At 59.8% G+C, this 23,399-nt stretch carries 25 protein-coding genes; 20 read left to right on the top strand and 5 right to left on the bottom strand.

The window, feature by feature from the left end; translation table 11 throughout:
• Complete coding sequence (locus DOD19_RS11460; RefSeq protein WP_112186019.1) at window positions 1–258, bottom strand: YkgJ family cysteine cluster protein; 258 nt, start codon at window positions 256–258, stop codon at window positions 1–3.
• A gap of 181 nt (window positions 259–439) precedes the next feature.
• Between DOD19_RS11460 and DOD19_RS11465 the strand changes: the two genes are divergently transcribed.
• The 4 genes from DOD19_RS11465 (at window position 440) to DOD19_RS11480 (ending at window position 3,867) form a co-directional block, all read left to right on the top strand.
• Window positions 440–1,183, top strand: coding sequence for a TetR/AcrR family transcriptional regulator (locus DOD19_RS11465; protein WP_112185563.1), 744 nt, complete (start codon window positions 440–442; stop codon window positions 1,181–1,183).
• A 95-nt stretch (window positions 1,184–1,278) separates the two neighbouring features.
• Window positions 1,279–1,929: a protein-L-isoaspartate O-methyltransferase gene (locus tag DOD19_RS11470; protein WP_024976399.1), complete on the top strand. Its 651-nt coding sequence runs from the start codon at window positions 1,279–1,281 to the stop codon at window positions 1,927–1,929.
• Between the two features lie 23 nt (window positions 1,930–1,952).
• Window positions 1,953–2,285 carry a rhodanese-like domain-containing protein gene (locus DOD19_RS11475; RefSeq protein WP_024976400.1) on the top strand — a complete coding sequence of 111 codons (333 nt, stop codon included), beginning with the start codon at window positions 1,953–1,955 and terminating at the stop codon, window positions 2,283–2,285.
• A gap of 145 nt (window positions 2,286–2,430) precedes the next feature.
• Complete coding sequence (locus DOD19_RS11480) at window positions 2,431–3,867, top strand: TolC family outer membrane protein (protein WP_112185565.1); 1,437 nt, start codon at window positions 2,431–2,433, stop codon at window positions 3,865–3,867.
• Here the strand turns inward: DOD19_RS11480 and DOD19_RS11485 are convergent, their stop codons facing one another.
• From DOD19_RS11485 to DOD19_RS11500, 4 genes are all read right to left on the bottom strand, one after another.
• On the bottom strand, window positions 3,868–4,548 hold the full coding sequence (locus tag DOD19_RS11485; RefSeq protein ID WP_024976402.1) for an META domain-containing protein: 681 nt from the start codon (window positions 4,546–4,548) through the stop codon (window positions 3,868–3,870).
• A gap of 103 nt (window positions 4,549–4,651) precedes the next feature.
• Window positions 4,652–5,968 (bottom strand): lipid IV(A) 3-deoxy-D-manno-octulosonic acid transferase, encoded by a 1,317-nt coding sequence (gene waaA, locus DOD19_RS11490; protein ID WP_112185567.1) that lies wholly within the window; start codon window positions 5,966–5,968, stop codon window positions 4,652–4,654.
• Window positions 5,968–6,966 carry a lipopolysaccharide heptosyltransferase I gene (waaC, locus tag DOD19_RS11495; protein WP_112185569.1) on the bottom strand — a complete coding sequence of 333 codons (999 nt, stop codon included), beginning with the start codon at window positions 6,964–6,966 and terminating at the stop codon, window positions 5,968–5,970. Before waaC ends, waaA begins: the two co-directional genes overlap by 1 nt.
• A gap of 43 nt (window positions 6,967–7,009) precedes the next feature.
• Window positions 7,010–8,398: a phosphomannomutase/phosphoglucomutase gene (locus tag DOD19_RS11500; RefSeq protein WP_112185572.1), complete on the bottom strand. Its 1,389-nt coding sequence runs from the start codon at window positions 8,396–8,398 to the stop codon at window positions 7,010–7,012.
• Between the two features lie 178 nt (window positions 8,399–8,576).
• Here DOD19_RS11500 and rfbB point away from each other — a divergent pair, with 178 nt between their 5' ends.
• The 16 genes from rfbB (at window position 8,577) to DOD19_RS11580 (ending at window position 23,399) form a co-directional block, all read left to right on the top strand.
• Window positions 8,577–9,641: a dTDP-glucose 4,6-dehydratase gene (rfbB, locus tag DOD19_RS11505; protein ID WP_112185574.1), complete on the top strand. Its 1,065-nt coding sequence runs from the start codon at window positions 8,577–8,579 to the stop codon at window positions 9,639–9,641.
• Window positions 9,642–9,656: 15 nt separating this feature from the next.
• The gene (rfbA, locus tag DOD19_RS11510; protein WP_112185576.1) at window positions 9,657–10,541 is read left to right on the top strand and encodes a glucose-1-phosphate thymidylyltransferase RfbA; all 885 of its coding nucleotides are present in this window, start codon (window positions 9,657–9,659) and stop codon (window positions 10,539–10,541) included.
• Window positions 10,538–11,092, top strand: coding sequence for a dTDP-4-dehydrorhamnose 3,5-epimerase (gene rfbC / locus DOD19_RS11515; RefSeq protein WP_112185578.1), 555 nt, complete (start codon window positions 10,538–10,540; stop codon window positions 11,090–11,092). Before rfbA ends, rfbC begins: the two co-directional genes overlap by 4 nt.
• The gene (gene rfbD / locus DOD19_RS11520) at window positions 11,089–12,009 is read left to right on the top strand and encodes a dTDP-4-dehydrorhamnose reductase (RefSeq protein WP_112185580.1); all 921 of its coding nucleotides are present in this window, start codon (window positions 11,089–11,091) and stop codon (window positions 12,007–12,009) included. The genes rfbC and rfbD overlap by 4 nt, the downstream gene beginning before the upstream one ends.
• Window positions 11,999–12,454 (top strand): FdtA/QdtA family cupin domain-containing protein, encoded by a 456-nt coding sequence (locus tag DOD19_RS11525; protein ID WP_112185582.1) that lies wholly within the window; start codon window positions 11,999–12,001, stop codon window positions 12,452–12,454. The genes rfbD and DOD19_RS11525 overlap by 11 nt, the downstream gene beginning before the upstream one ends.
• Window positions 12,451–12,921 carry an acyltransferase gene (locus DOD19_RS28150; protein WP_112185583.1) on the top strand — a complete coding sequence of 157 codons (471 nt, stop codon included), beginning with the start codon at window positions 12,451–12,453 and terminating at the stop codon, window positions 12,919–12,921. The genes DOD19_RS11525 and DOD19_RS28150 overlap by 4 nt, the downstream gene beginning before the upstream one ends.
• Before the next feature lie 39 nt (window positions 12,922–12,960).
• Window positions 12,961–14,088 carry a DegT/DnrJ/EryC1/StrS family aminotransferase gene (locus DOD19_RS11535; protein WP_112185585.1) on the top strand — a complete coding sequence of 376 codons (1,128 nt, stop codon included), beginning with the start codon at window positions 12,961–12,963 and terminating at the stop codon, window positions 14,086–14,088.
• A gap of 5 nt (window positions 14,089–14,093) precedes the next feature.
• Window positions 14,094–15,548: an oligosaccharide flippase family protein gene (locus DOD19_RS11540; protein ID WP_112185587.1), complete on the top strand. Its 1,455-nt coding sequence runs from the start codon at window positions 14,094–14,096 to the stop codon at window positions 15,546–15,548.
• The gene (locus DOD19_RS11545; protein WP_162634365.1) at window positions 15,545–16,537 is read left to right on the top strand and encodes a glycosyltransferase; all 993 of its coding nucleotides are present in this window, start codon (window positions 15,545–15,547) and stop codon (window positions 16,535–16,537) included. Before DOD19_RS11540 ends, DOD19_RS11545 begins: the two co-directional genes overlap by 4 nt.
• Before the next feature lie 6 nt (window positions 16,538–16,543).
• The gene (locus DOD19_RS11550; protein WP_112185589.1) at window positions 16,544–17,803 is read left to right on the top strand and encodes a hypothetical protein; all 1,260 of its coding nucleotides are present in this window, start codon (window positions 16,544–16,546) and stop codon (window positions 17,801–17,803) included.
• A 23-nt stretch (window positions 17,804–17,826) separates the two neighbouring features.
• Window positions 17,827–18,966 (top strand): NAD-dependent epimerase/dehydratase family protein, encoded by a 1,140-nt coding sequence (locus tag DOD19_RS11555; RefSeq protein WP_112185591.1) that lies wholly within the window; start codon window positions 17,827–17,829, stop codon window positions 18,964–18,966.
• A 204-nt stretch (window positions 18,967–19,170) separates the two neighbouring features.
• Complete coding sequence (locus tag DOD19_RS27905) at window positions 19,171–19,518, top strand: hypothetical protein (RefSeq protein WP_239497988.1); 348 nt, start codon at window positions 19,171–19,173, stop codon at window positions 19,516–19,518.
• A complete protein-coding gene (locus tag DOD19_RS11565) occupies window positions 19,515–20,558 on the top strand; it encodes a hypothetical protein (RefSeq protein WP_112185593.1) in 1,044 nt (347 codons plus the stop codon). Before DOD19_RS27905 ends, DOD19_RS11565 begins: the two co-directional genes overlap by 4 nt.
• An 18-nt stretch (window positions 20,559–20,576) precedes the next feature.
• On the top strand, window positions 20,577–21,680 hold the full coding sequence (locus tag DOD19_RS11570) for a glycosyltransferase (protein WP_112185595.1): 1,104 nt from the start codon (window positions 20,577–20,579) through the stop codon (window positions 21,678–21,680).
• Window positions 21,673–22,557 carry a chain-length determining protein gene (locus tag DOD19_RS11575; protein ID WP_112185597.1) on the top strand — a complete coding sequence of 295 codons (885 nt, stop codon included), beginning with the start codon at window positions 21,673–21,675 and terminating at the stop codon, window positions 22,555–22,557. The genes DOD19_RS11570 and DOD19_RS11575 overlap by 8 nt, the downstream gene beginning before the upstream one ends.
• Window positions 22,554–23,399, top strand: a complete 846-nt coding sequence (locus DOD19_RS11580; protein WP_112185599.1) for a symmetrical bis(5'-nucleosyl)-tetraphosphatase — start codon at window positions 22,554–22,556, stop codon at window positions 23,397–23,399. The genes DOD19_RS11575 and DOD19_RS11580 overlap by 4 nt, the downstream gene beginning before the upstream one ends.

Consider the following 23,399-nt stretch of genomic DNA (forward strand, 5'->3'; position numbering starts at 1 on the left):
TCAGTGCGCTGCGGTAGCGATTTCAAGTCGGGTCAGAAAGTGCATGGCATGGGTGGCCGAGCGGCCGCACATATCGGGCTCGGGCTGCAGGCTACCGCACACCGCCGGACGCTCCGGCTGGCCGAAGATACGACAACCGTTGGCCTCGTCCAGTTGCGCGCAGCGCACGCCGGCCGGCTTGCCGTTCGGCATGCCAGGAATGGGGCTGGAGATGGAAGGCGCGATGCAGCACGCGCCGCAGTGGGGTCGACAGTCCATGCTGTCCAAGTCAACGAAATCGGGGCGGAAACCGCTATTGTGCACCAGCACAATCGAGGCCCAGTCTGATTGACAATGCCGATGCCGCTTGACCCACCCTTGCGGCATGCGTACATTAATGACCGGAAAGTAAGTTATCTGTGAGTCAGTGATCGTGCGCACTGACTGACCCCCTACCGCCGTGACTGATCAAGATTCCGAGTCTTCCTCCAAACGCTGGACCCGCCGCAAAGAGGCCCGCCCCCAAGAATTGGTCGCCGCCGCGCTGAACCTGTTCGTGGCGCGCGGCTACGCGGCCACGCGGCTGGAAGATGTGGCCTCTGCAGCTGGGGTATCCAAGGGCACGGTCTACCTGTATTTCGCCAACAAAGAAGAGCTGTTCAAAGCCGTTGTGCAGGAAAACCTGGTGCCCGCACTGGCTGAGGGCGAGGCCCTGATCGACAGCTTTGATGGCACCAGCGAAGCGCTGCTGCACGAGATTCTGATGGGCTGGTGGGAACTGATCGGCGAATCGCCAGCTTCGGGCCTCACCAAGCTGCTGATGGCCGAATCGGGCAACTTTCCCGACTTGGCGCAGTACTACCACGAAGAAGTCATCGAGCGCTGCGACCGTTTGTTCGCGCGCATCCTCGAACGGGGCATGGCCCGCGGCGAATTCCGCGACGTCAACATCGACCTCACCACGCTGACCATGGTCGCGCCGATGATCTTCCTCATGATGTGGAAGCATTCGTTCGGCCCGTGCTCGCACCGGGAGTTGGAGCCTAAGGCGTTCATCGCCCATGTGGTGTCGCTGCTGCTGCACGGCGTGCTTCGCAATCCAGTGACAGGCGCAGTGATTCCGCCGCCGCCCGCCCTCACCGCACAACCGTGGCGCACGTTGCCAGAAGGTCCTGGCAACCCCGATGAAGGCGCCGCGTCATGACAATGTCTGCCGGAATGTCCTCCGGACTTGCTAAAATGCCGGGTTTGTCGTCAAACCCTCATTCGCATCACTCGCTCCGCGTGGAAGGCATGCCCATGGACATCGAAAAATCCCGGTTCAACATGATCGAGCAGCAAATCCGTCCTTGGGACGTGCTCGATACCGACGTTCTCGACCTGCTCAGCGTCGTCAAACGCGAACATTACGTGCCTGAGGCCTACCGCGCGTTGGCCTTTGTCGACATGGAAATCCCGCTGGCCGGCGGCCAGAACATGCTGGCTCCGCGTGTGGAAGCCCGGGTGCTGCAGGAGCTGGCTGTGCGCAAGCATGAAGACGTGCTGGAAGTGGGTGCAGGTTCCGGCTACATGGCCGCCCTGCTGGCCCATCGCGGCCGCCAAGTCACCACACTCGACATCGTGCCGGAGCTCGTCTCCTTTGCCCGCGACAATCTTTCGCGCAATAGCGTAACCAACGTCGACGTGGTCGAAGCCAGCGGCGCGCAGGGCTGGGGCGATGGCCTGTACGACGTCATCTGCGTATCGGGCTCGGTGCCCGCCGTGCCGGAAGCACTGCTCAAGCAGCTCAAGGTGGGCGGTCGCCTGTCGATCTTCGTGGGCGGCGCGCCGGTCATGGAAGCACAGCTGATCACGCGCATCTCCAACACCGAATATCAGACGCGCAACCTGTTCGAGACCTATGTGGCGCCGCTGGTGGGCGTTCCTGCACCGTCGCTCTTCCGCTTCTGATCCATCTCGGCTCCCCAATCATCATGCAACAGCTCGCTCCCACCGCCCTCGCCCAATGGCTCGCCGACGCATCGCGCGCGAAGCCCGTCCTGCTCGACGTGCGCTGGACGGAGGAGTTGGAGATCTGTGCCATTCCCGGCATTACGCACATTCCGATGGACCAGATCCCGGCGCGTGCCAGCGAGCTGAATGCTGACCAAGACATCGTCTGCATCTGCCACCACGGCGGACGCAGCGCGCAGGTTGCGCAGTATCTGATCACGCAGGGCGGCTTTGATGCCGCGCGTGTCTACAACCTGCAAGGCGGCGTCCACGCCTGGGCTAACCAGGTGGACCCGCAGATGGCGACGTACTGATTGGGGAAGCCGCTGCCGGGCAAAGACCTGTTCACCATCGACGGACTCTGAACAGGCTCTGACGCGCCCGCGCTGCCTTCCGAACGCGAACGTTTCCTCCTCGCTCGGGGGCTTTATGACTGTTGCTCGCAGTAGCCGTACGCGGATGGCCGCGCGCGGTTCGCTTGTTGTGCTGTGCTGTTCCATGATGCCGATGTTCGCGTGGGCGCAGTCCCAACCGAACACGGCGGCCGCGACCGACCTCCTCTCTGCCTACCGCGCCGCGCTGGCCAACGATCCGCAATTCGCATCAGCCCGTGCGCAGTCGCTCGCGCAACGCGAGAAGCTCACGCAAGGCCGAGCCGGTTTGCTACCGCAGATCGGCGGCGCCTGGAGTTCCACGCGCGTCATCTTTGATCAAACCGCTCCGGCCGAATTCAACAAGACGTTCTCGTCGACGGGCTGGACGCTGTCGCTGTCGCAGCCGCTCTTCCGCTGGGACCGCTGGGAAACCTACAAGCAAGGCGAAATTGCTGCGCAGGCCGCCGAGGCCTCGCTCGCGCAAGCGCAGCTCGACCTCATCACGCGTACGGCGCAGGCCTACTTTGACGTGCTCAACGCGCAGGACACGTTGCAGCTCGCCACCGCGCAACGCGATGCGATCCAGCAGCAGTACGAACAAGCGCGTCGCAACTTCGACGTTGGCAACGCCAACATCACTGACGCAAATGACGCACAGGCCCGCCGCGATGCCATCGACGCCAGCGTCATCGCCGCACGCAGCGACTTTGAGATCAAACAATCGGCGCTCAAGCAGATCATCGGGGAGCCCGTTGGCACGCTGGCCGGCGTGCGCCCAGGCGTCACGATCCCCCAGCCTGAACCGGCTTCAGCAGAGCCTTGGGTGGACCAAGCGCGCAGCAGCAACCTGCAAGTGGCGCTGGCGCAGTACAACCTGCAAAGCGCGGAGCGCGATGTGAAGAAGGCGACCGCAGGTCATCTGCCTTCGGTCGATCTGGTGGCGCAGACCGGCCACACCAATGCGAGCGGTAACCAATATCTGCCCTCGCTGCCCGGGGGCGCGCGTTTTGACAGTTCACAGATTGGCGTGCAGGTGTCGATTCCGATCTTTGCGGGCGGTGCGATCCAGTCGCGCGTGCGTGAGAACATCGCGCTGGAAACCAAGGCTGCAAACGACCTCGAATTTGCCCGCCGCTCTGCCGAGCAAGGCGCACGGCAAGCGTACATCGGCGTCATCGCAGGACTGGCGCAGGTCAAAGCGTTGGAAGCGGCCGAGCTGTCGGCGCGTACAGCGTACGACTCCAACCAGCTCGCCTACGGGGTGGGCGTGCGCATCGGCACCGACGTGCTGAATTCACAGGCGCAGCTCTTTCAGGCGCGGCGCGATCTGGCACGCGCGCGTTATGACACCATCGTCAACGGGCTGCGGCTGAAGTCTGCCGCCGGCTCGTTGAGTGAGGCAGACGTGATCCAAGTGAACACGCTGCTCACAGCCAACGGTTCGAGCGATATCACCGCGTTGCCGCCGGCAAGCGCCAAACCCGAACTGGCGAAACGTGCCGGCAAATCGGCCAAACGCTGATCAGTGTGTCTGGCCGCGCGGCGGCAGCGGCCGCTCGGCAAACTGCAGCAACGCGCCGCTCGTGGTCTTCCAGATGACTTGGCGGCCTTGCTTGCCGTTGGCCGAGGGCTGCATACCGACGGTCGCCAGGGGCGATTTGAGCGCCTCCAGGAACGCAGTCTCCAGCTCCATACGCGCCGGGTCGCACGCCATACGCGTCGACACCAGGTTGCCGAAGCGCATGCCCGAAGCGAGCTTCTCGTACGGCCCCGAGAACCGATTGCAGCCCGAGTAGCCGGACACCACGCCGTTGGCCGCCTCCAGGCCGCCACTGAATTCGATCGAGATCGGCTGCGTAGCCGGGTCAGCATCGTCGCCCTCGGCGGAAGGCAATTCCTTCGGCGCGGCGCCCGACTCTTGCCAACGCACGAGCACGAAACGCGAGCGGCCTTCGCCCTGCGCTTGCGCGAGCGTCGCCTGGCCCGGATTGGGCGCTGCGCTAGCGGGTGTTTGTTTGGTTTCAGCGGCCGGCGCTGACGCGGCTACGGGGGCCGCCACAGCGGGCGTGGATGAAGGTGTCGGCGTCATGCAGCCGGCACCGATGATGGTGGCGGCGGTTACTGCGGCCAACGCCATGGCGGTCAGCACCACACGGCGCGGCGTTCGCAGCAGGCTCGGCTTGGGACGATTCGGTAGGGACATGAACGGGTCGTGAACGGTGACGGAATGCAAACCACATGAGGAGCCGTTAGTCTGCCCGGCTCGCAATGAGTTCGCACTTTTCGTGCCGGACATGCACTGCGCCTTACAGCGTCGGCAACACCAAGGAGGCCACCGCTTCCACCGTGCGCGCCGTCGCGCCGCCGTGTGTGGCGGCAAAGGCCAGCGCGGCGCGCGATGCGCTCTCACGCGCGTCGGCATCCGACAGCCACGCGTCGATCACACGCATGACACCAGCGGCGTCTTCCACCTGCTTGCATGCACCCGCAGCGACCGCATCGCGCGTCGCCTGCGCAAAGTTGAACGTGTGTGGCCCGATGACCACGGGCGTGCCGACTGCGCAGGCCTCGATCAAGTTCTGCCCACCAAGCGGAAGCAAGCTGCCGCCGATGAACGCCGCTTCCGCCGCCGCGTAATACAGCGCCATCTCGCCCATCGAGTCGCCGAGCAGGACATCGGCATCAGCAAGGGCATCGGCATCCGCCACGCCTGCAGCAGACACCGACAACGCACTGCGACGCACGACGCGCAAGCCTGCGCGTTCGGCCGCCTGGGCCACTTCATCAAAACGCTGCGGATGACGCGGCACGAGAATCAGCAAGGCATGCCGGCGTCCGACGTGCTGCGCGCGATGCGCTTGCCACGCGTCCAGCAGCAGGGCCTCTTCGCCCTCACGCGTGCTCGCCGCCACCCATGCAGACCGACCGCGCAGCGCATCACGCAGCACGCGGCCAGCCATGATCTGGTCCACATGCGGCGTGATGTCGAACTTCAGGTTCCCGGTGACGCGCACGCGCGGCACGCCGAGGGAGCGGTAGCGATCGGCATCGTCGGGCGTCTGCGCCAGCACTGCAGCGAGTTGCGCGTACGTCTGGCGCGCTGCATCGCCAAGGCGCGCGGTACGCCGGTGGCTGCGGGCAGACAGGCGTCCGTTGACTAGCACCATCGGCACGCCAGCGGCATAGGCGCGTTCGATCAGCACCGGCCAGATCTCGGTCTCCATTAGCAAACCAAGGCGCGGCTGGAAATGACGCAGAAACCGATCGACAGCACTCGGCAAGTCGTACGGCAGATACGCCTGGATGACGCGGCCGTTGCGTTGCGCCGCAAATTCGGCGCCGGTGCGGCGACCCGTCGGCGTCATGTGGGTCAGCAGGACGGCGTGATGGGGAAAGCGCGCAAGCAGCGCATCGATGAGCGGTTGCGCGGCGCGCGTCTCACCAACGGACACGGCATGCACCCACAGTAAAGGACGATCCGGATTCGGGCGCGGCGGGTAGAAGCCGAGCCGCTCGCCGACGTGCTGGCGATAACCGGGCTCCTTGCGGCCGCGCCACCACAGGCGCAGCAGCGCGAACGGCAGCGCGATGCGCCACAACCAGCGATACAGAACGCGGAGCATCAGAGCACACCCAGCGCACGCAGCGCATCAAGCGCTTGCGCGCTGGTGGGATGGGCCTCGGCGCTGCCGAGGTCGTGCACATTGGGCGTCCAATAACCGCCCGTGCGCCACGACGTGGTGAAGTTGTAGAGCGCCACCGTCGGCTTGCACAGCGCTGCAGCAATGTGCACAAGACCGGTGTCCACACCTACCACCGCAGTCGCCTGATCGAGAAACGCCGTCACATCCGGCAGCGACATGCGCGGCGGAATCACCACACGGCCCACCGTGCCCGGCGCTGCAGCGACGATGGCTTCGCGGATGGATTCGCTCGTGCGCCGCTCCGTTTCACTGCCCCACGGCAGCGCGATGGCGTAGTCGCGCCCCAGCAATTCGCGCGCGACGTCAACCCACGCCGCCTGCGGCCACCCCTTATCGGCACGCGAAGTCGCATGCACCAGCGCCACGTACGGACGCGGCAGTTTGAACGGCAAGTCGGCCGGCGGCTGCAAACCGAAATCGATGGTATCGGGCAGCGCGTAACCGAGTGCCTCCGCCACCATGCGGCGCGAGCGCTCGACCACGTGCACGCGCGGCTCCATCTCGATCTTGCGCTGATAGAACAGCTTGGCGAGCGGCTCATAGCCGGCGCCTTCCGTACGATTGCCAAGGCCCGCCACGAAACCACCCGATGTCAGCTTGGCCTGCGCGGCAATGAGAGCAGTCTTGATGAGCCCCTGCGTGTCCAGCACAGCATCGTACGAATTGGCGCGCAACGCACGGCGGAACGCCGCCATCTCACCCCACGTTTTTCCGGATCCGAGCGACTTGCGCCAACGCCGCAGCGCAAACGGAATCACGCCCTGCACGCCGCGCACGATGCGGACAATACCCGCGAAGCCTTCTTCAACCACCCAGTCGATCTCGGCATCCGGATAGGCCCGCAGAATATCGGCCACGACCGGCGTGCAATGCACCACATCGCCAAGCGACGATACCTTGACAATCAGCACACGCATGCCGTTACCCTTTCCCCCAACTTCATGAGCGCGGACCGTGCGATCAGAACGGCAGTTGCGCGTCCGGCTTCTCGGCCAGGATCACGCGGCGGAATTCGCCCTGGATGCGCGCCATCGCGGCATCGTTGTCGGCCTCGAAACGCATCACCACCACTGGCGTGGTGTTGGACGGTCGCGCCAAGCCAAAGCCATCTTCGTATTCCACGCGCACGCCATCGATGCGATTGACTTCCTTAGCGCCTGCAAACGTGGCGTTGGCCTTGATCTTGTCGAGCAGCTCAAAGGACTCACCCTCGGCACACTTCAGTTGCAGCTCAGGCGTGCAGTGCGAATTCGGCAGCGCGTTGAGCGTGGCGCTCGGGTCTGCCAAGCGCGAAACGATCTCCAGCAGACGCGCGCCCGTGTAAAGCCCGTCATCAAAGCCGTACCAGCGGTCCTTGAAGAAGATATGGCCGCTCATCTCGCCGGCCAGCGGTGCGCCCGTTTCCTTCAGTTTGGCCTTGACCAGCGAATGGCCGGTCTTCCACATCGTCGCCTTGCCGCCCTGCTCACGAATGAACGGCGCCAGCTTGCCCGTGCACTTCACGTCGAAAATGATTTCACCGCCCGGGTTGCGCGACAGCACTTCCTGCGCAAACAGCATCAACTGACGGTCTGGGAAGATCACCTGGCCGTCCTTGGTGACCACGCCCAAGCGGTCGCCATCGCCGTCGAAGGCGAGGCCAAGTTCACAATCCGTGGTCTGCAGCGTGCGCACGAGGTCTTGCAGATTCTCAACGTGGGCCGGATCCGGATGGTGGTTCGGGAAATGGCCATCCACTTCGCAGAACAGCTCCGTCACCTCACAGCCCATCGCGCGAAACAGCTCCGGCGCAAAAGCACCTGCCACGCCGTTGCCACAGTCCACCGCAATCTTCATCGGGCGGCTCAGCTTAACGTCCGAGACGATTCGGTCGATGTACTGCTGGCGGATGTCCACTTGGACGTAGTCGCCCGCGCCTTCCGTGAAATCGCCCTGCTCGATGCGCGTGCGCAACGCTTGGATTTGGTCGCCATAGATGGCCTGGCCTGCCAGCACCATCTTGAAGCCGTTGTAGTCCGGCGGGTTGTGGCTGCCCGTGACCATCACGCCCGAGGTAGCGCGACGCCCGGCCAGTTCGATGTTCGTGCCGAAGTAGACCATCGGCGTGGCGACAAGACCCAGATCGATCACATCGATCCCGCTCGCGCGGAGGCCATCTGCCAGCGCTGCCAGCAGTTCCGGGCCGGACAGGCGCCCGTCGCGACCGATGACGACGGCGGATTCGCCCTTGGCGCGCGCTGCGGAGCCGAAGGCGCGGCCGATCAGGCGTGCGGTCTCAGCATCGACGGTTTTTCCGACGATGCCGCGGATGTCGTAGGCTTTGAAGATGGTGGGGTTGAGTTGTGTCATGAAGTTCTCGGCACGTCAAAACGCCGTGTGCGGCGAATGTTACAAGTGGTTTCGGATTCTAACCTTCAACCCTTTATAATACCGGGCTGGCTTTCCTGAGCCGCCCGCCACTTCCCAAAATCGCGGGACTGATCGTCCGGTCTAAGTCCTCCGCGCAACGACTACCCTTACAAATCGTATGATCTTGATTACAGGCGGCGCCGGCTTCATTGGCGCCAATTTCGTTCTGGATTGGCTGCGCGGTTCCGACGAGCCCGTAGTCAACGTCGACAAGCTGACGTACGCCGGCAATCTGAAAACGCTTGCACCGCTCGATGGAGATGCTAGGCACACGTTCGTTCGCGCAGATATCTGCGATCGGTCCGCGATGGACAGCCTCCTAGCAAAGTATGCTCCCCGGGCGATCGTGCATTTTGCGGCGGAAAGCCATGTCGATCGGTCGATCCACGGGCCGGCAGACTTCGTACAAACGAACGTGGTCGGCACGTTCACGCTGCTCGAGGCCGCGCGTGCGTACTGGAACAAGCTAGAAGGTTCAGCACGCGAAGGCTTCCGGTTCCATCACGTTTCCACCGATGAGGTCTATGGGTCGCTCGGCGTGGACGACGCACCGTTCACGGAAACGACGCCCTACGCCCCCAACAGTCCGTACTCTGCATCGAAAGCAGGTTCGGACCATTTGGTCCGTGCCTACTTCCATACCTATGGGATGCCGGTCCTGACGACCAACTGCTCGAATAACTACGGCCCGTATCATTTCCCCGAGAAACTCATCCCGTTGATGATTGCGAATGCCCTAGCGGGCAAGCCCCTGCCGGTGTACGGCGACGGCCTGAACGTGCGTGATTGGCTATATGTCGGCGACCACTGCGCCGCGATCCGCCGCGTGCTTGAAGCTGGCAAAGTGGGCGAGGTCTATAACGTCGGCGGTTGGAATGAGAAAAACAACCTCGAAGTCGTCCACACGTTGTGCGATCTTCTTGACACATTAAAACCGCGTGAGCAGGGCGGCTCGTATCGCGAGCAAATCACATTCGTGAAGGACCGCCCCGGTCATGATCGCCGCTATGCGATCGACGCACGCAAGCTAGAGCGCGAGCTGAACTGGAAACCGGCAGAAACCTTTGAAACCGGTTTGCGCAAAACGGTCGAATGGTATCTTGCGAATCAGGAGTGGGTGGCTGACGTGACCTCTGGAGCCTATCGGGAGTGGGTCGACGTAAACTACGGCGGCCGCCGCTAACCAACCGGATTTTTCATGACACGCAAAGGCATCATTTTAGCGGGTGGCTCTGGAACACGGCTGTACCCGATCACGCATGCCGTTTCGAAGCAACTGCTTCCGGTATACGACAAGCCGATGATCTACTACCCACTCAGCACGCTGATGCTGGCGGGGATTCGGGACATCCTGGTCATCTCCACGCCGCAGGACACCCCTCGATTCTCCGAGATGCTCGGTGACGGCAGCCAGTGGGGACTGAATCTTCAGTACGCGGTCCAGCCGTCGCCGGACGGACTAGCGCAGGCCTTCATCATCGGCAAGGAGTTCGTCGGCGGTGACCCGTCTGCGCTCATCCTTGGGGACAACATATTCTACGGCCACGATCTGGTAAAGCAGTTGAACCGGGCCAGCGTACAGACCAGCGGCGCCACAGTATTTGCGTACCATGTTCACGACCCGGAGCGCTATGGGGTGGTCGAGTTTGATAGCGGCATGCGTGCGGTCTCCCTTGAAGAAAAGCCCGTCAAACCGCGCTCGAATTACGCGGTCACCGGCCTGTACTTCTATGACGCGGACGTCTGCCAGATCGCTGCAGACGTCAAGCCGTCGGCGCGCGGCGAACTCGAGATCACCGAAGTTAATCAGCGCTATCTTGAACGCGGTACCCTGGAAGTGGAAATCATGGGCCGCGGCTATGCGTGGCTCGACACGGGCACGCACGACTCGCTGATCGAAGCCGCGACGTTCATCGCCACGCTGCAGCGCCGCCAGGGCCTAATGGTTGCCTGCCCCGAAGAGATCGCCTTCCGTCAGCACTGGATTGATCTCGAACAAGTTCAGAGACTTGCTGCGCCGCTGGCCAAGAACGGCTATGGCGCGTATCTCCATCAGCTTGTCGCCGAGGACGTCCTTCGATGAACCTCATCGTCACAGAAACTTCCCTGCCCGACGTACTCATCTTGGAGCCTAAGGTTTACGGAGACAACCGCGGCTTCTTTTTCGAGAGCTTCAACGCCCGGGAATTCGAGGCCCTGACCGGAGTCAGCACGCCATTCGTGCAGGACAACCACTCAATGTCCCGCAAAGGGGTTCTGCGTGGCATGCATTATCAGATTCAGCATGCCCAAGGGAAATTGGTCCGCGTGATTTCCGGCGAAGTTTTTGATGTCGCCGTCGATCTGCGCAAATCTTCATCGACCTTCGGCAAGTGGGTCGGTGTCCACATGTCGGCCGATAACAAACGTCAGTTGTGGGTGCCTCCCGGCTTCGCACACGGCTTCCTGGTCTTGAGCGAGACCGCCGAGTTCCTCTACAAGACGACCGACTATTGGTATCCGGAGCACGAGCGGTCGGTGGTGTGGAATGATCCCACGATTGCTATCGAATGGCCGCTGGCGGGCATTGAGCCCATCTTGGCGGCAAAAGATGCCGCAGCCGCAGCGTTTGCCAGCGCCGAGGTCTTCGTATGACCACACGCTCGCGACCGCGCATCGTCGTGACGGGTACAACGGGCCAGGTTGGATGGGAACTGTTGCGCAGCCTGCAAGGTCTGGGGGAGATCATCAGCATCGACCGCTCCGTGGTTGACCTGTCGCGCCTGAACGCAGTACGCGCGCTAGTCCGCAGCATCGAACCGTCGATCGTCGTCAATGCTGCCGCCTACACTGCCGTAGACAAGGCGGAACAGGAGCGGGACGCGGCATTCCTGCTCAACGCCGATCTTCCGGGTGTCCTCGCCGAGGAGTGCAAGCGCGCGCAAGCTGCATTCATCCATTACTCCACAGACTATGTATTCGACGGCTGCAAGGACGGCGCCTACACGGAAACGGACACCACCAATCCACTGAATGTCTATGGCGCCTCGAAGCTGGCAGGCGAACACAACGCATTGGGCGTAAATCCGGCCACGCTGGTTTTCCGCACCAGTTGGGTGTACGGCGCGCGCGGCAAAAACTTTTTGACCACGATTCAACGGCTCGCGAAGGAACGTCCGCAATTGCGTGTCGTCGCCGACCAGATCGGCGCGCCCACATGGGCACGTACCATTGCCGACCTGACCGCCCATATCGCCGCTCGCGGACTCGGCGACATGCCAGCCGCTCCGGCTTGGTGGGCGACCCACGGTGGCGTGTATCACCTGACCAGCAGCGGCAGCACAAGTTGGCACGGGTTTGCCGAGGCGATTCTGCAGCACTCAGGCATCACCGGTGTGGCCGTTGAGCCGATCCCAGCCGTGGAATACCCAACACCGGCAGTTCGACCAAGCAACTCTCGACTGACGCTAGACAAGTTGGAGTTGGTTTTCGGGCTCAAACCAGAGAGTTGGGAGCAATCGCTGACTAAGTGCCTCGCCCCTACCTCAGTCGAACGAATTCATGCTAACTAACACGCACCTGATTAGCTTCGATGTCAAAGGCGACGAGCGCGGTTCCTTGATCGCGTTGGAGCAAGGGTGCAACTTGCCCTTCCCCGTTGCTCGTGCGTATTACATCTTTGACACGGCTCCCGGGGTCCGGCGGGGATATCACGCGCATGCGGATCTGTTGCAAGTCGCAGTTTGTGTCAAGGGCGCCTGCAGCTTCCTGCTGGATGACGGCCAACACCAAGAGGTCGTTAAGCTCGACTCCCCCGCAAAAGGGCTTTTTATCGGACCAATGATCTGGCGTGAAATGTTTGATTTCACGCCAGATTGTGTGCTGCTTGTGCTGGCAAACAAGATCTACGATCCTGAGGATTACATCCGAGAGTACAAGGAATTCAAGCAGCTCATCGAACGCCCAAAGCAACCATTAGTTTCACCGAAGTCACCAGAAGAGGAGAAGAAGCGATGATTCATCCGTCTGCTGACGTACAGAGTAAGACTATTGGAGAGGGTACGCGCGTGTGGCAATTCTGCGTGATATTGGAAGGCGCAAGAATTGGCAGGAATTGCAACATCAACGCCCATTGCTTTATCGAAGGCGATGTCAGCATTGGTGACAACTCGACGATCAAGTCTGGTGTGTATCTATGGGATGGAACTGTCATCGAAGACAGTGTTTTTGTTGGGCCAAACGCCACCTTCACGAATGACCGGTATCCCCGGTCAAAGCAATACCCAGATCGATTTCCGGTTACGACTGTCAAGCGAGGTGCATCAATTGGGGCTGGTGCCGTCATACTCCCGGGCCTAACGATCGGCGAGCACGCGCTCATTGGCGCGGGTGCCGTGGTGACGAGGGATGTTCCCGCCCGCGCACTGGTCGTTGGCAATCCCGGCAGGATTGTTCGATACCTGGATACCAAGAACTCCGATTAATTCCGCGACGTCGTAGAGAAACTGCATAGTCACCCGATCATGAGAGAGCACATTCCTTTTCTCGACCTGAAAGATGTCAATGCCCGCCAAAGGGATGAGTTGATCGCTGCATTCACGGAAGTGCTAGATGCGGGCTGGTTCATCCACGGCAAGCAATGCGAGGCATTTGAAGCGGAATTTGCCGCCTACTGCGAAGCCAAGCACTGCGTTAGCGTAAGCAACGGCCTCGACGCTCTGCATTTGATCCTACGCGCAATGTCGATCGGACCCGGCGATGAGGTGATTGTCCCATCGAACACGTTCATCGCGACCTGGCTGGCAGTTAGCTTTGCCGGTGCCACGCCAGTGCCGGTCGAGCCACGTGAAGACACGTGTAACCTCGACCCTGAATTAATTGCTGCTGCAATCACCCCCCGCACCCGAGCAATCATTCCTGTGCATCTGTACGGGCAGCCGGCCGACATGGATCCGATCCTGGAGATCGCACGCAGACATGGGCTCAAGGTAATCGAAGATGCAGCGCAGTCGCATGGCGCGCGTTATCACGGCAAGCGCACAGGCAGTCTTGCCGACGCCGCAGCCTTTAGCTTCTACCCTGGCAAGAACCTCGGGGCACTCGGCGACGGCGGTGCAGTGACGACGTCGGACCCTGAGTTGGCACAACGCGTCCGCATGCTTTCGAACTATGGGTCGCGGAAGAAGTACGTTCATGAAGCAGCCGGCTTCAATGCTCGCCTGGATGAAGTGCAAGCAGCCCTGCTCCGGGTCAAACTCCGCCAACTGGATGCCGACAATGCCATCCGCCAGCGGCTGGTAGGCATCTACACCCAGGAGTTGGCATCCTTGCCGCTTACGTTGCAGGCTGCGCCCCAAGGCATCGAGTCTGTTTGGCATCTGTTTACGATCCGACACCCGGAGCGGGATCATCTGCAGGCCGAACTCTCCACGATGGGAGTTGGTACGGCTATTCACTACCCGACCTCGCCGCACCGTCAAGGCGCCTACGCAGCTACCGCGCTAGGCAAGCTGGCCCTGCCGATCTCGGACCGTATCCACGCCGAGACGTTGAGCCTCCCCCTCTCGCCGGTGCATACCGAGAAGGAAGTCCTGCAAGTCGCTGAAGCCGTGCAGCGCGCCGTCGTGAAAATCGGGGCTACGGACTGCTGAACAGCATGCTGCAAATCTTTAAGGCACTCCTGATCACGGGGCTGGGCACGATTACGTCGCTCGGCTTGGGTGCCTTGGCATTGAAGATCATGGCCGTCCAAACGGGGCCTGCCGGCGTCGCCGTGTTTTCGATGCTCCGACAAGTGCAACAGACTGCGACCATCATTGGATCTTGGGGAGGTCAAACGGCCTACACTCAATCCCTGTCGCGCAGCACATCAGGCTATCCCATCCGCTTCTGGACGCTCGCGCGTCTTGCCATTGTGGGCTGCTTTCTGACGGCCCTGCTCCTGTCGGTGGTCTGTCTGTTCGGTGCACAATCGTTGCTGCCCGGTATTCACTGGGCAGCGGCACACCTGACCATCACCATCGGGGCGGCGGTCGCCGGTATCCTATTCTTTTTCTTCATGGGCGTGCAGGCAAGCGGCGGGCGTCACGGCGGCATCGCGGGTACGCAAATCGCAGCGGCGGGCACGCTGCTGGCGATCGTGGCCTGCGGCTACTTCGCACCTACGGAATGGCGCACACTCGTCAACGCCTTGGCGTTATGCATGTCGCTCCTGGTGGGAGCAGCCTATGCATGGCAGTCCGCCCGCCGCCGCGGCCTCCTTCCATGTCGGAATCCTGCCACTCCCCCGCTCGACTGGGCCGTGGCTCGCGAGTTCCTGCAAGTTGGCGCATCCTCGCTCATTAGCGCTGCATTGGCGACCGGCTCAGGCCTTCTGATACGCCGGATGCTGATCCAACGGCTGGGGCTAGACTCTGCCGGCATCTTCGATGCAGCCTGGACGGTTTGCATGATGTATGTGTTGACGCTGCTAAGCGCGCTATCGAATGTCTATCTACCCAAGCTAGCGGCCTGCAATACCATCGAAGAGGAGTGCAATCTGCTCCAGGCAGTGCTGAAGCTCGTTCTGGCTGCATTCGTCCCCATGGTATGCGTGATGATTGCAGCGCGCGGTCTGGTGATCGAACTCCTTTACTCACCGGCGTTTAGCGACGCGGCGTCGATCATTCGCTGGATGCTTGCTGCCGACCTTTTGAAGGTTGCGGGCTTTATCTTTGCGATGCCCTTGATCGCGCGCGGACACAGCCGCCTTTTTCTCGCCAGTGAACTGTTGTGGTACGGGCTATTCTGGATCGGTATCTGGGTTGTCCGTGACACAGGGCACGCCCTACCAGAGCATATCGGCATCGCCTATCTGGTCTCGTACGCAGGGTACTGCCTATTCGTCGCCATGTACGTTCCTCGACTGAGATCATATGGCCCGCATCTCCGAGCCAGCCACTTATTGTGCCTGTGTGCGGCCATACCTATTGCGCTCACCATCGTACTCAATTGGCATACCACAGCACATATCGACTGGATGCGCAACACACTCAGCGTGCTACCCGCGCTCGCCTTCTCTGCGGCCGCCTTGCGACCATGGCGCCTAATTTCCTTGAAGAATCGCTCGTGACGTCAACTTTCAAGCAACTGCCGACGGAACCACTGGTCTCCGTAATGGTGATTACTTACAACCAAGCGCATTTCATTCGCGAGACGCTGGATAGCGTCCTATCACAGGACTATCCGCGCTTGGAGATTGTTGTCGCAGACGATGCTTCAACTGATGACACCCCCAGGATTCTCGAGGAGTACGCTGCCCGCTATCCGGGGCGCGTCAAGCCAATCCTCAACGCAACAAACCTTGGGATCACTGGAAACAGCAACGTGGCCCTATTCGGCTGCGCCGGGGACCTAGTCGCCGTCATGGGTGGTGACGACCTATTCTTGCCCGGCAAGGTCTCGAAGCAAGTCGAGGCTTTCCGTTCGAACCCTGAAGCTGTGCTGTGCTATCACCCAGTCGACATCTTCGAGTCCAAGTCGAATCAGACCATCTTCGTGACTGACCAGCATGCCCGCGAAGACATTCGGTCATACCGCGACATCATCCTGAAGGGGGGTATCGCGGGCGCATCGTCTGTCATGATCCGCCCCGAAGCTATTCCTCCCGGCGGCTTCGACGAACGTCTACCTTGGGTCAGTGATTGGCAGTTCTATATCGAGGTTGCGCTGCGAGGCAAGGTCATCAAGGTCAATGAAGTCCTTGGACGGTATCGCAAACACGGGCTCGGTGCGAGCGATCGGACCTTGGAACTGTTGGACGAATCGCTCTACGCGTTGGATCTGGTCGTCGAGAAGAATCCCGAATTCAGCGATCTTCCTGCATTGTGCAAACAGGGGAAAGCTCGCTACATCGCCGGGGAAGCGTTCCGGCAACTGACAAAAGACCCCCAGATTGCGGCCCAGCTCGCGAAACGCTGTGTCGATCTCGCACCTGAATCAAGCCGATATCGCATTCTGCGCGCGTTCTCGATCGCGAACCGCTGGATGCCGGGCGTATCTTGGCTGACATGCAAAGTGGTGCCGTATGCAAAGTATGCACTCAAGCGCAGATTGGGATAACGGCACATGCTCGGCCTGTTGCGCTTTCGCCGCCTTTATTTACTCCCCGTGATAGGAACGCTGGTTTTCTACGCAGTGCCCAGCGCCCTCGGAATACTTTTTCGAAGTAATGGGTACGACGCGGAAATGCTGACACTGTCCTTAATAGCGATGGTGACATACTTCCTTGCTTTCCACTTCTTTTGGAAACGAACTGCGGTCGAGCAAAGGCTACGAGGTATGCTGCTGCACGTATCATGGCGGCATTTCTGCTTGGTTGTTTTGCTGTGCTATTTCTGCATGATTGCATATGCTGCAGCCACAGCACCAGGAATCGCACTCATTGCGTCAATTCAAGGTGCATCGCTTGACCAGATTGCCCAGCTGAGAGAAACATTCCTGCGAACCAGGGTCGGCGCAGAACGCGCCTTGCTCTACTGGTACGCGATTAACATTTCATCGCTGATGCCCCTGGTTTTAAGCATCCTATTCCTGAAGCAAGCCAAGTACAGATATATCGTGCTGATTGCATTTTTGTTCACGCTGGCACTAACGCTCGAAAAAAGCTTAAGTATCACAGCGCTTATTCCGCTAATAATCATATTCTACAATTCGAATCGGCGGAAATTTGTTTATCTTATTGGCACCGCATTGATCGCAGCGGTTATGGTCGTCTCCTTTGCTGCACGCGGCGGGCTCAGCGTAGAACAAGGTGGCACAGCGTCGACCGGATCAGCCGCGGCCGTACCCGACGAATATAACCTTTTCCAAGGCAGTGACAGCCAAGCGCTCTATGTGCTCAACCGCATCTTGTACATTCCTTATGCATCCGCTGTAGATTGGTTGCGCTATTTGGACATCGAATTAAAAGGGGAACCGACCGAGGGGCAATCGATTGGGGTCATTGCATACCTAACAGGTAGACCCAGTCTCAATCTAGAGCGCGAGGTCTTTGCATTCGAATGGGGGCAAAACGAGACCCAAACAGGTTCAGCCAATACTGTATTCTACATTGATGCATATGTTAATTTCGGCGTGACCGGGGTCATTCTATACTCCGCTCTCTTAGCGTTACTTGCAAGGTTATGTTTGGCTTCAAGGAACCGCGCCATTTGTGCAGGACTTACCGTTCCCATGATCTATGTATGCTTCAACTCGCTGTCTGCCATCATTTTCAGTGGTGGCTTGGGCATCCTTGTCGGGCTCGCCGTCTTGACCCGCTTTGGTGACAGCGCGCTGGAATGGAAGCAAACCGATCAGTTTGTGTTCGGCACAAATCCTCGCTAAACAGAATCTTCTTTCAATCTAACATGTCAAATATCGTTCTCATCACCGGCGGCGCCGGGTTCATTGGATCGCATCTCACTCCGAAGCTGTTGGAAGCCGGATACACCATACGCATCCTTGATAACCTCTCGACGCAGATCCATGGCGCGCTGCCCACGGGCTTGGAATGGCTAAACACCGAAGGGATCGAGTTCGTCCGTGGCAGCGTTGCCGAGCGCGATACCTGGGTACGCGCGCTCAAAGATGTGGAAACGGTCGTGCATTTGGCCGCTGAGACCGGCACCGGTCAATCGATGTACGAAGTCGCACGCTACGACATGGTCAACACCCACGGTACAGCGCTGCTATTCGACGTGCTGGCGCAAGACAAGGTACGCACCGTAAAACGCGTGATTCTGGCCTCGAGTCGCTCGGTGTATGGCGAAGGCGCTTACCATTGCGGATCCTGTGGATTGGACCCGGTCTATCCGGATAGTCGCACTCCGGAAGCGCTGGCCGCACATCGTTGGGAATACGAGTGCCCTAGCTGCGGCGCAACATTGACAGCGAAACCAACTTCCGAAAGTGATCGTGTCCGCCCCGGCTCCATCTACGCGGCTACGAAATACGCACAGGAAGACCTGACACGCATTGCCTGCGAATCCCTGGGGATCGATTACGTCATCTACCGTTTCCAAAATGTCTACGGCGAGCGCCAATCCCTGAACAATCCGTACACCGGGATTCTCTCCATCTTTTCAACGCGCATACGCCGCGATCTGGTTCTTCCACTGTTCGAAGACGGCGAGGAAAGTCGCGACTTCGTTCACGTGGAAGATGTTGTCACGGCGGTCGCCATGGGTGTCGCGTCCAAAAACGCTATCAACCGCATCTTCAACGTGGGTAGCGGAGTCCAATGCTCCGTCAGGCAGGTTGCAGAGGAACTGACTCGCGCCCTTGGCAAGACGCCGAACGTTCAAGTCACAGGCCAGTATCGCGTGGGGGACATCCGCCACAACTACGCAAACATGACGGCTAGCGCTTCGATACTTGGTTTCAGGCCAGCCATTTCTTTGCAGGAAGGGCTCGGCCGGTTTGCTGCTTGGGTGCATACCCAACCGCTTCCTGCCGACCGGCTCGAAGAAGCCAATAAAGAACTGCGCGCCCGAAAGCTGATGGGTTAAATGATGGCGACTACGTTCCGCCTGATTCCGTGGCTGCGAGAGGACCTCCTGCGGGGCCTCTCTCTAGAGGGCAATACTTCCATCTCCGGGGGCTGGCGCCTGTGGGTAAAAGTACTGTCTCCGCGCTTTGCCCCGGTGCTGCTCTGCCGCCTGGCTCACAGTTGCCACCGACACCGCTGGGGAGCAGCCAGTAAAGCGCTCTCAATGCTGAACTTCGTCATCTTCGGCATCGAAATTGCCGCCCGCTGCGAGATCGGACCGGGACTGTACTTCCCACACACCCAGGGCACTGTGATAGGCGCGTGGAGCATTGGCAAAAACGCTGTGATCTATCAGGGCGCGACACTCGGCGCCAAAGAACTTGATTTTGCCTATAGCGAGGTATCTCGCCCCAGACTCGACGACAACGTGACCGTCGGCGCTGGCGCCAAGGTGCTCGGCGGCGTACGGCTTGGCCATGGCGCCCGCGTTGGAGCCAATGCAGTCGTGATCACCTCCATCCCAGAAGGGGCACTCGCGGTCGGAGTACCGGCCAAGATTTCCAATACATGAATACGACTGAACGCTCGCTCTCAGGAAAGCGCGTGCTGATCATGAGCCCGCGTTTTTTCGGCTATGAGAATGCAATTGCTCAAGCGGTTCGTGCGCTAGGCGCACAAGCTGAAGTAGTGCTCGACAAGCCGTCGAATACTGTCTGGACCAAGGCTGCCACACGTCTGTCACCATCTCTCGTGGCCACCCGCATGGCGAATTACATTCGTTCGCTTGCAGAACAATACGGCCGAGACAGTTTCGATGAAGTCGTCGTGATCAAAGGCGAGGCGTTGCACGCGGAAGCTGTCGAACTACTGCGAGCGGCGTTCCCTCGGGCGCGATGTACTTACTACAACTGGGATTCGCTGAGAAACTACCCCCACCTTAAAGATATACTTCCGCTGTTTGACGCTTGCTTTAGCTTCGATGCCGAAGACTGTGAGTCTGTCGGACAGCTTGCCCACCTGCCCCTGTTCTATACCGATGAATACCGGGATCTTCCATTAGTGGAGCCCCGGTACGACCTTTTCGCCGTGGCGTCATTGCATTCCGATCGCTATGACGTCATTCAGCGCGTCATACGTCAATGCCCCGAGGCAACGCGAGCGTTCACGTACTTTTTCTACCCGAGCAAGATTGCGCTGCTCGGCAAGAAGGTGCTTGAGCCCGGCTTTATCACGCCACCACTGCGTGAAATCCAGTGGACACCGCTGCCGAAGGAAAAAATGATCGACGGCCTCGTTCGCAGCCGCGCAGTCATCGATGTACAGCACCCGCGCCAAACAGGGCTCACGATGCGAACCATCGAAATGGTTGGCGCTAACAAAAAGCTCATCACAACCAATGCCCTGGTCAAGAGCTACGATTTCTACAACCCGAACAACATCCTCGTGATCGATCGAACGCAACCGGAAATTCCGTCCACGTTTTTCGACACTGAGTACACGCCACTGACCGAAGCAATCCGACAGAAGTACAGCATCCACACATGGCTGGCCGTCCTGCTCGGACTCCAGCCTGTAGCGTCCTATCAACGCGCCCCCGTCCGACTCCCCTGAACTGCGGAACCCTGCAGCATGTTGAATTTCAGTATTGGTTTCATTGTCTCGTTCTGCATCACCATGCTGGTGGTCAGGTACGCGCATCTACACTCCCACTTGTCTGGCGATGCGGATCTGAGCGGCGCGCAAAAGTTTCACACGAAACCGGTCCCCCGCATCGGAGGTAGCGGCATCGCAGTTGCCCTGATCTTGAACGGCATTGCTCTATGGATCGCCAGCGCATACCAGTTCCCAGAGTATGCAATGCTGATTGGCGCATCGCTTCCTGCTTTCCTCGGCGGTTTTATCGAAGACTTAACAAAGCGTGTCAGCGCGCGCGACCGCCTTGTTTTGACGATCATCGCAGCGCTCTTGGCAGTATGGTTACTCAACGCACGAATAGCGCAGGTCGATATCCCTGGCTTTGGCTCTTTGGCCGTCCCATACTACGGCTCCATTCTTTTGACCGCACTGGCTGTGGCAGGTTTGGCCAACGCTATCAACATCATCGATGGTTTCAACGGACTAGCGGCGATCGTCGCCACCATGATGTTCTTGTCGCTAGCGCTGGTTGCCTTTCATGTCGGTGACGTATTTGTTTTGTCGTGCGCGCTTGTCATGGCAGGGGCGATCCTGGGTTTCTTCCTGTGGAACTTTCCAGGCGGCCACATCTTCCTTGGTGACGGCGGAGCCTACCTCATCGGCTTTATGTTGGGAGAATTGGCGGTGCTACTGACCATGCGTCACACGGAAGTCTCCGCTTGGTACCCGGTGCTCATGTTCATCTACCCGATTTTTGAAACGCTGTTCTCCATCTATCGGAAGCAATTCCTGCGCGGGATATCCCCCGGGATACCAGATGGCATCCACCTTCACATGCTGATCTACAAACGCCTGATGCGCTGGGTTGTTGGTAGTCAGGAGGAGCGCCATCGACTGCGTCGGAATTCGTTCACCTCGCCTTATCTGTGGTTGTTGAGCCTGTTAGCGGTTCTACCGGCAACACTCTTCTGGAACCGCAATGGGTGGTTGATTGCATTCGTGGTCGTTTTTGTATCGACCTATGTCTGGCTTTACTGGAGTATCGTGCGCTTCCGTGTGCCGCGTTGGATGATTGTCAAGAAGAAACATCATGATTGAAGAACAGATGCCCACCGATGAGAATCGTTTCGGTACTGGCTTGGATGATGTCGGCGCATTTATTCGCCGTCATGCGCTCAGGCTTGCAGTTTTCACCACTATTGGTGCAAGCGCTGCTTTGGCCGCCACATTCATAATGCGCCCGCTTTGGCAAGCCCAGGTTACTGTTCAAAACGGACAGCTATATTGGGTGACATCGACAGGCCCGACCGTGGTCAACATCGAACCACCAGCCCGTACGGTTGATCGTCTTAAAGTTGCGACGTTTCAAGACACGGTACTTAAACAGCTCAAATTGCCTTTGAATGAGGGGGTGAGCCCGGAAACCGATCTCATTCGGCGCAGCTTCGAGGTCCGCCTTCTACGCAATTCTGACCTCATAGAACTTGCAGTCCGAGGGTATAGTCCGGCCGACGCGTCACATGTGCTGCAGCAATACGTGCGTAATCTAGCGGAAGAGCATGCCTCTTTGGCAAAACCCACGTTAGACCGCCTTTCTGAGGACATGAGGCAGGTTGAGGCAGACCTATCGGGAGCCCGAGCTCGCCAAGCCGAGCTCGAAAGGCGTGAGCAGGAACGCTCGAGAACAAGCATTGCTGGCAAATTCTCGGAAAATGTGCTGCTGGACAACATGGTCAACAGCACCGCCGCGGATATCCGCTTGCTGCAGCAGCGGAAGAATACGCTCCAAGAACAACTTAACCCCGAGCGCACTTTTAATACGCGTGTGATCGGTGAAACCGTTGTAAGCCGCGACCCGGTGTTTCCGAAGCGGCCACTTTTCACTGTCTCGGGAGGGTTGATCGGCTTGGTACTCGGTTTGATTTACTGCGCTTTGCGTGGTGATCGCCTAAAGAGCCACAGAAGGAAAATGTGAGCCAAATTGCCCACGCCATCGGCGACCTCCAAGGCTGCTGCTCCCCTCTCCAGACCCTGCTGGCCGCCCTCCCCGCCAACGCCGTGCTGCGCTTCGTCGGCGACCTCGTCAACCGCGGCCCCGAGTCCCTGGCCACGCTGCGCCAGGTCATTTCGCTATGCGAAGCAGGACGCGCACGCACCGTCCTTGGCAACCACGACATCCACCTGCTGGCCGTGGCGGCAGGGGTGCGAAAACCCGGCAAGCGAGACACCATCGCCGAGATTCTTTCCGCCCCCGATAGCGATCAACTGATCACCTGGCTGCGCCACCAGCCGCTGGCCATCTTCGAAAACAGCTTCCTGATGGTGCACGCCGGCGTCCTGCCTCAGTGGACAACAGGCGACGTACTAGAACTGGCCGGCGCGGTGGAGCGGGAGCTGCGCAGCCCACATTGGAAAACCTTCCTGGCCGATGCGTTTGGTAACCATCCGGACAAGTGGAGCAACGATCTCGTCGGCATGGATCGGCTGCGGCTGACCATCAACGCCTTGACGCGCCTACGCTTCTGCAAGCCCGATGGGACGATGGAGTTCGAGACTACTGACGCCGATGGCGCTCCGGATGGCCACATGCCGTGGTTCGACGTGCCGGGGCGCCGCACGCGCGGCACACCGATCGTGTTCGGGCATTGGTCCACACGCGGGCTGGTGATGCGCGACGATGTGATGGGCCTGGATACCGGCTGCGTGTGGGGTGGCAAGCTGACGGCGGCGAAGCTATCGCTGGCACCAGCCGGGCGTGACGTGATCCAAGTGGATTGCGAGCAGGCGCAGGACCCGCTCGCGCACAAGAAGAAATAG

The organism is Ralstonia sp. GX3-BWBA (genome assembly GCF_003290055.1).
Taxonomy (GTDB): domain Bacteria; phylum Pseudomonadota; class Gammaproteobacteria; order Burkholderiales; family Burkholderiaceae; genus Ralstonia; species Ralstonia holmesii.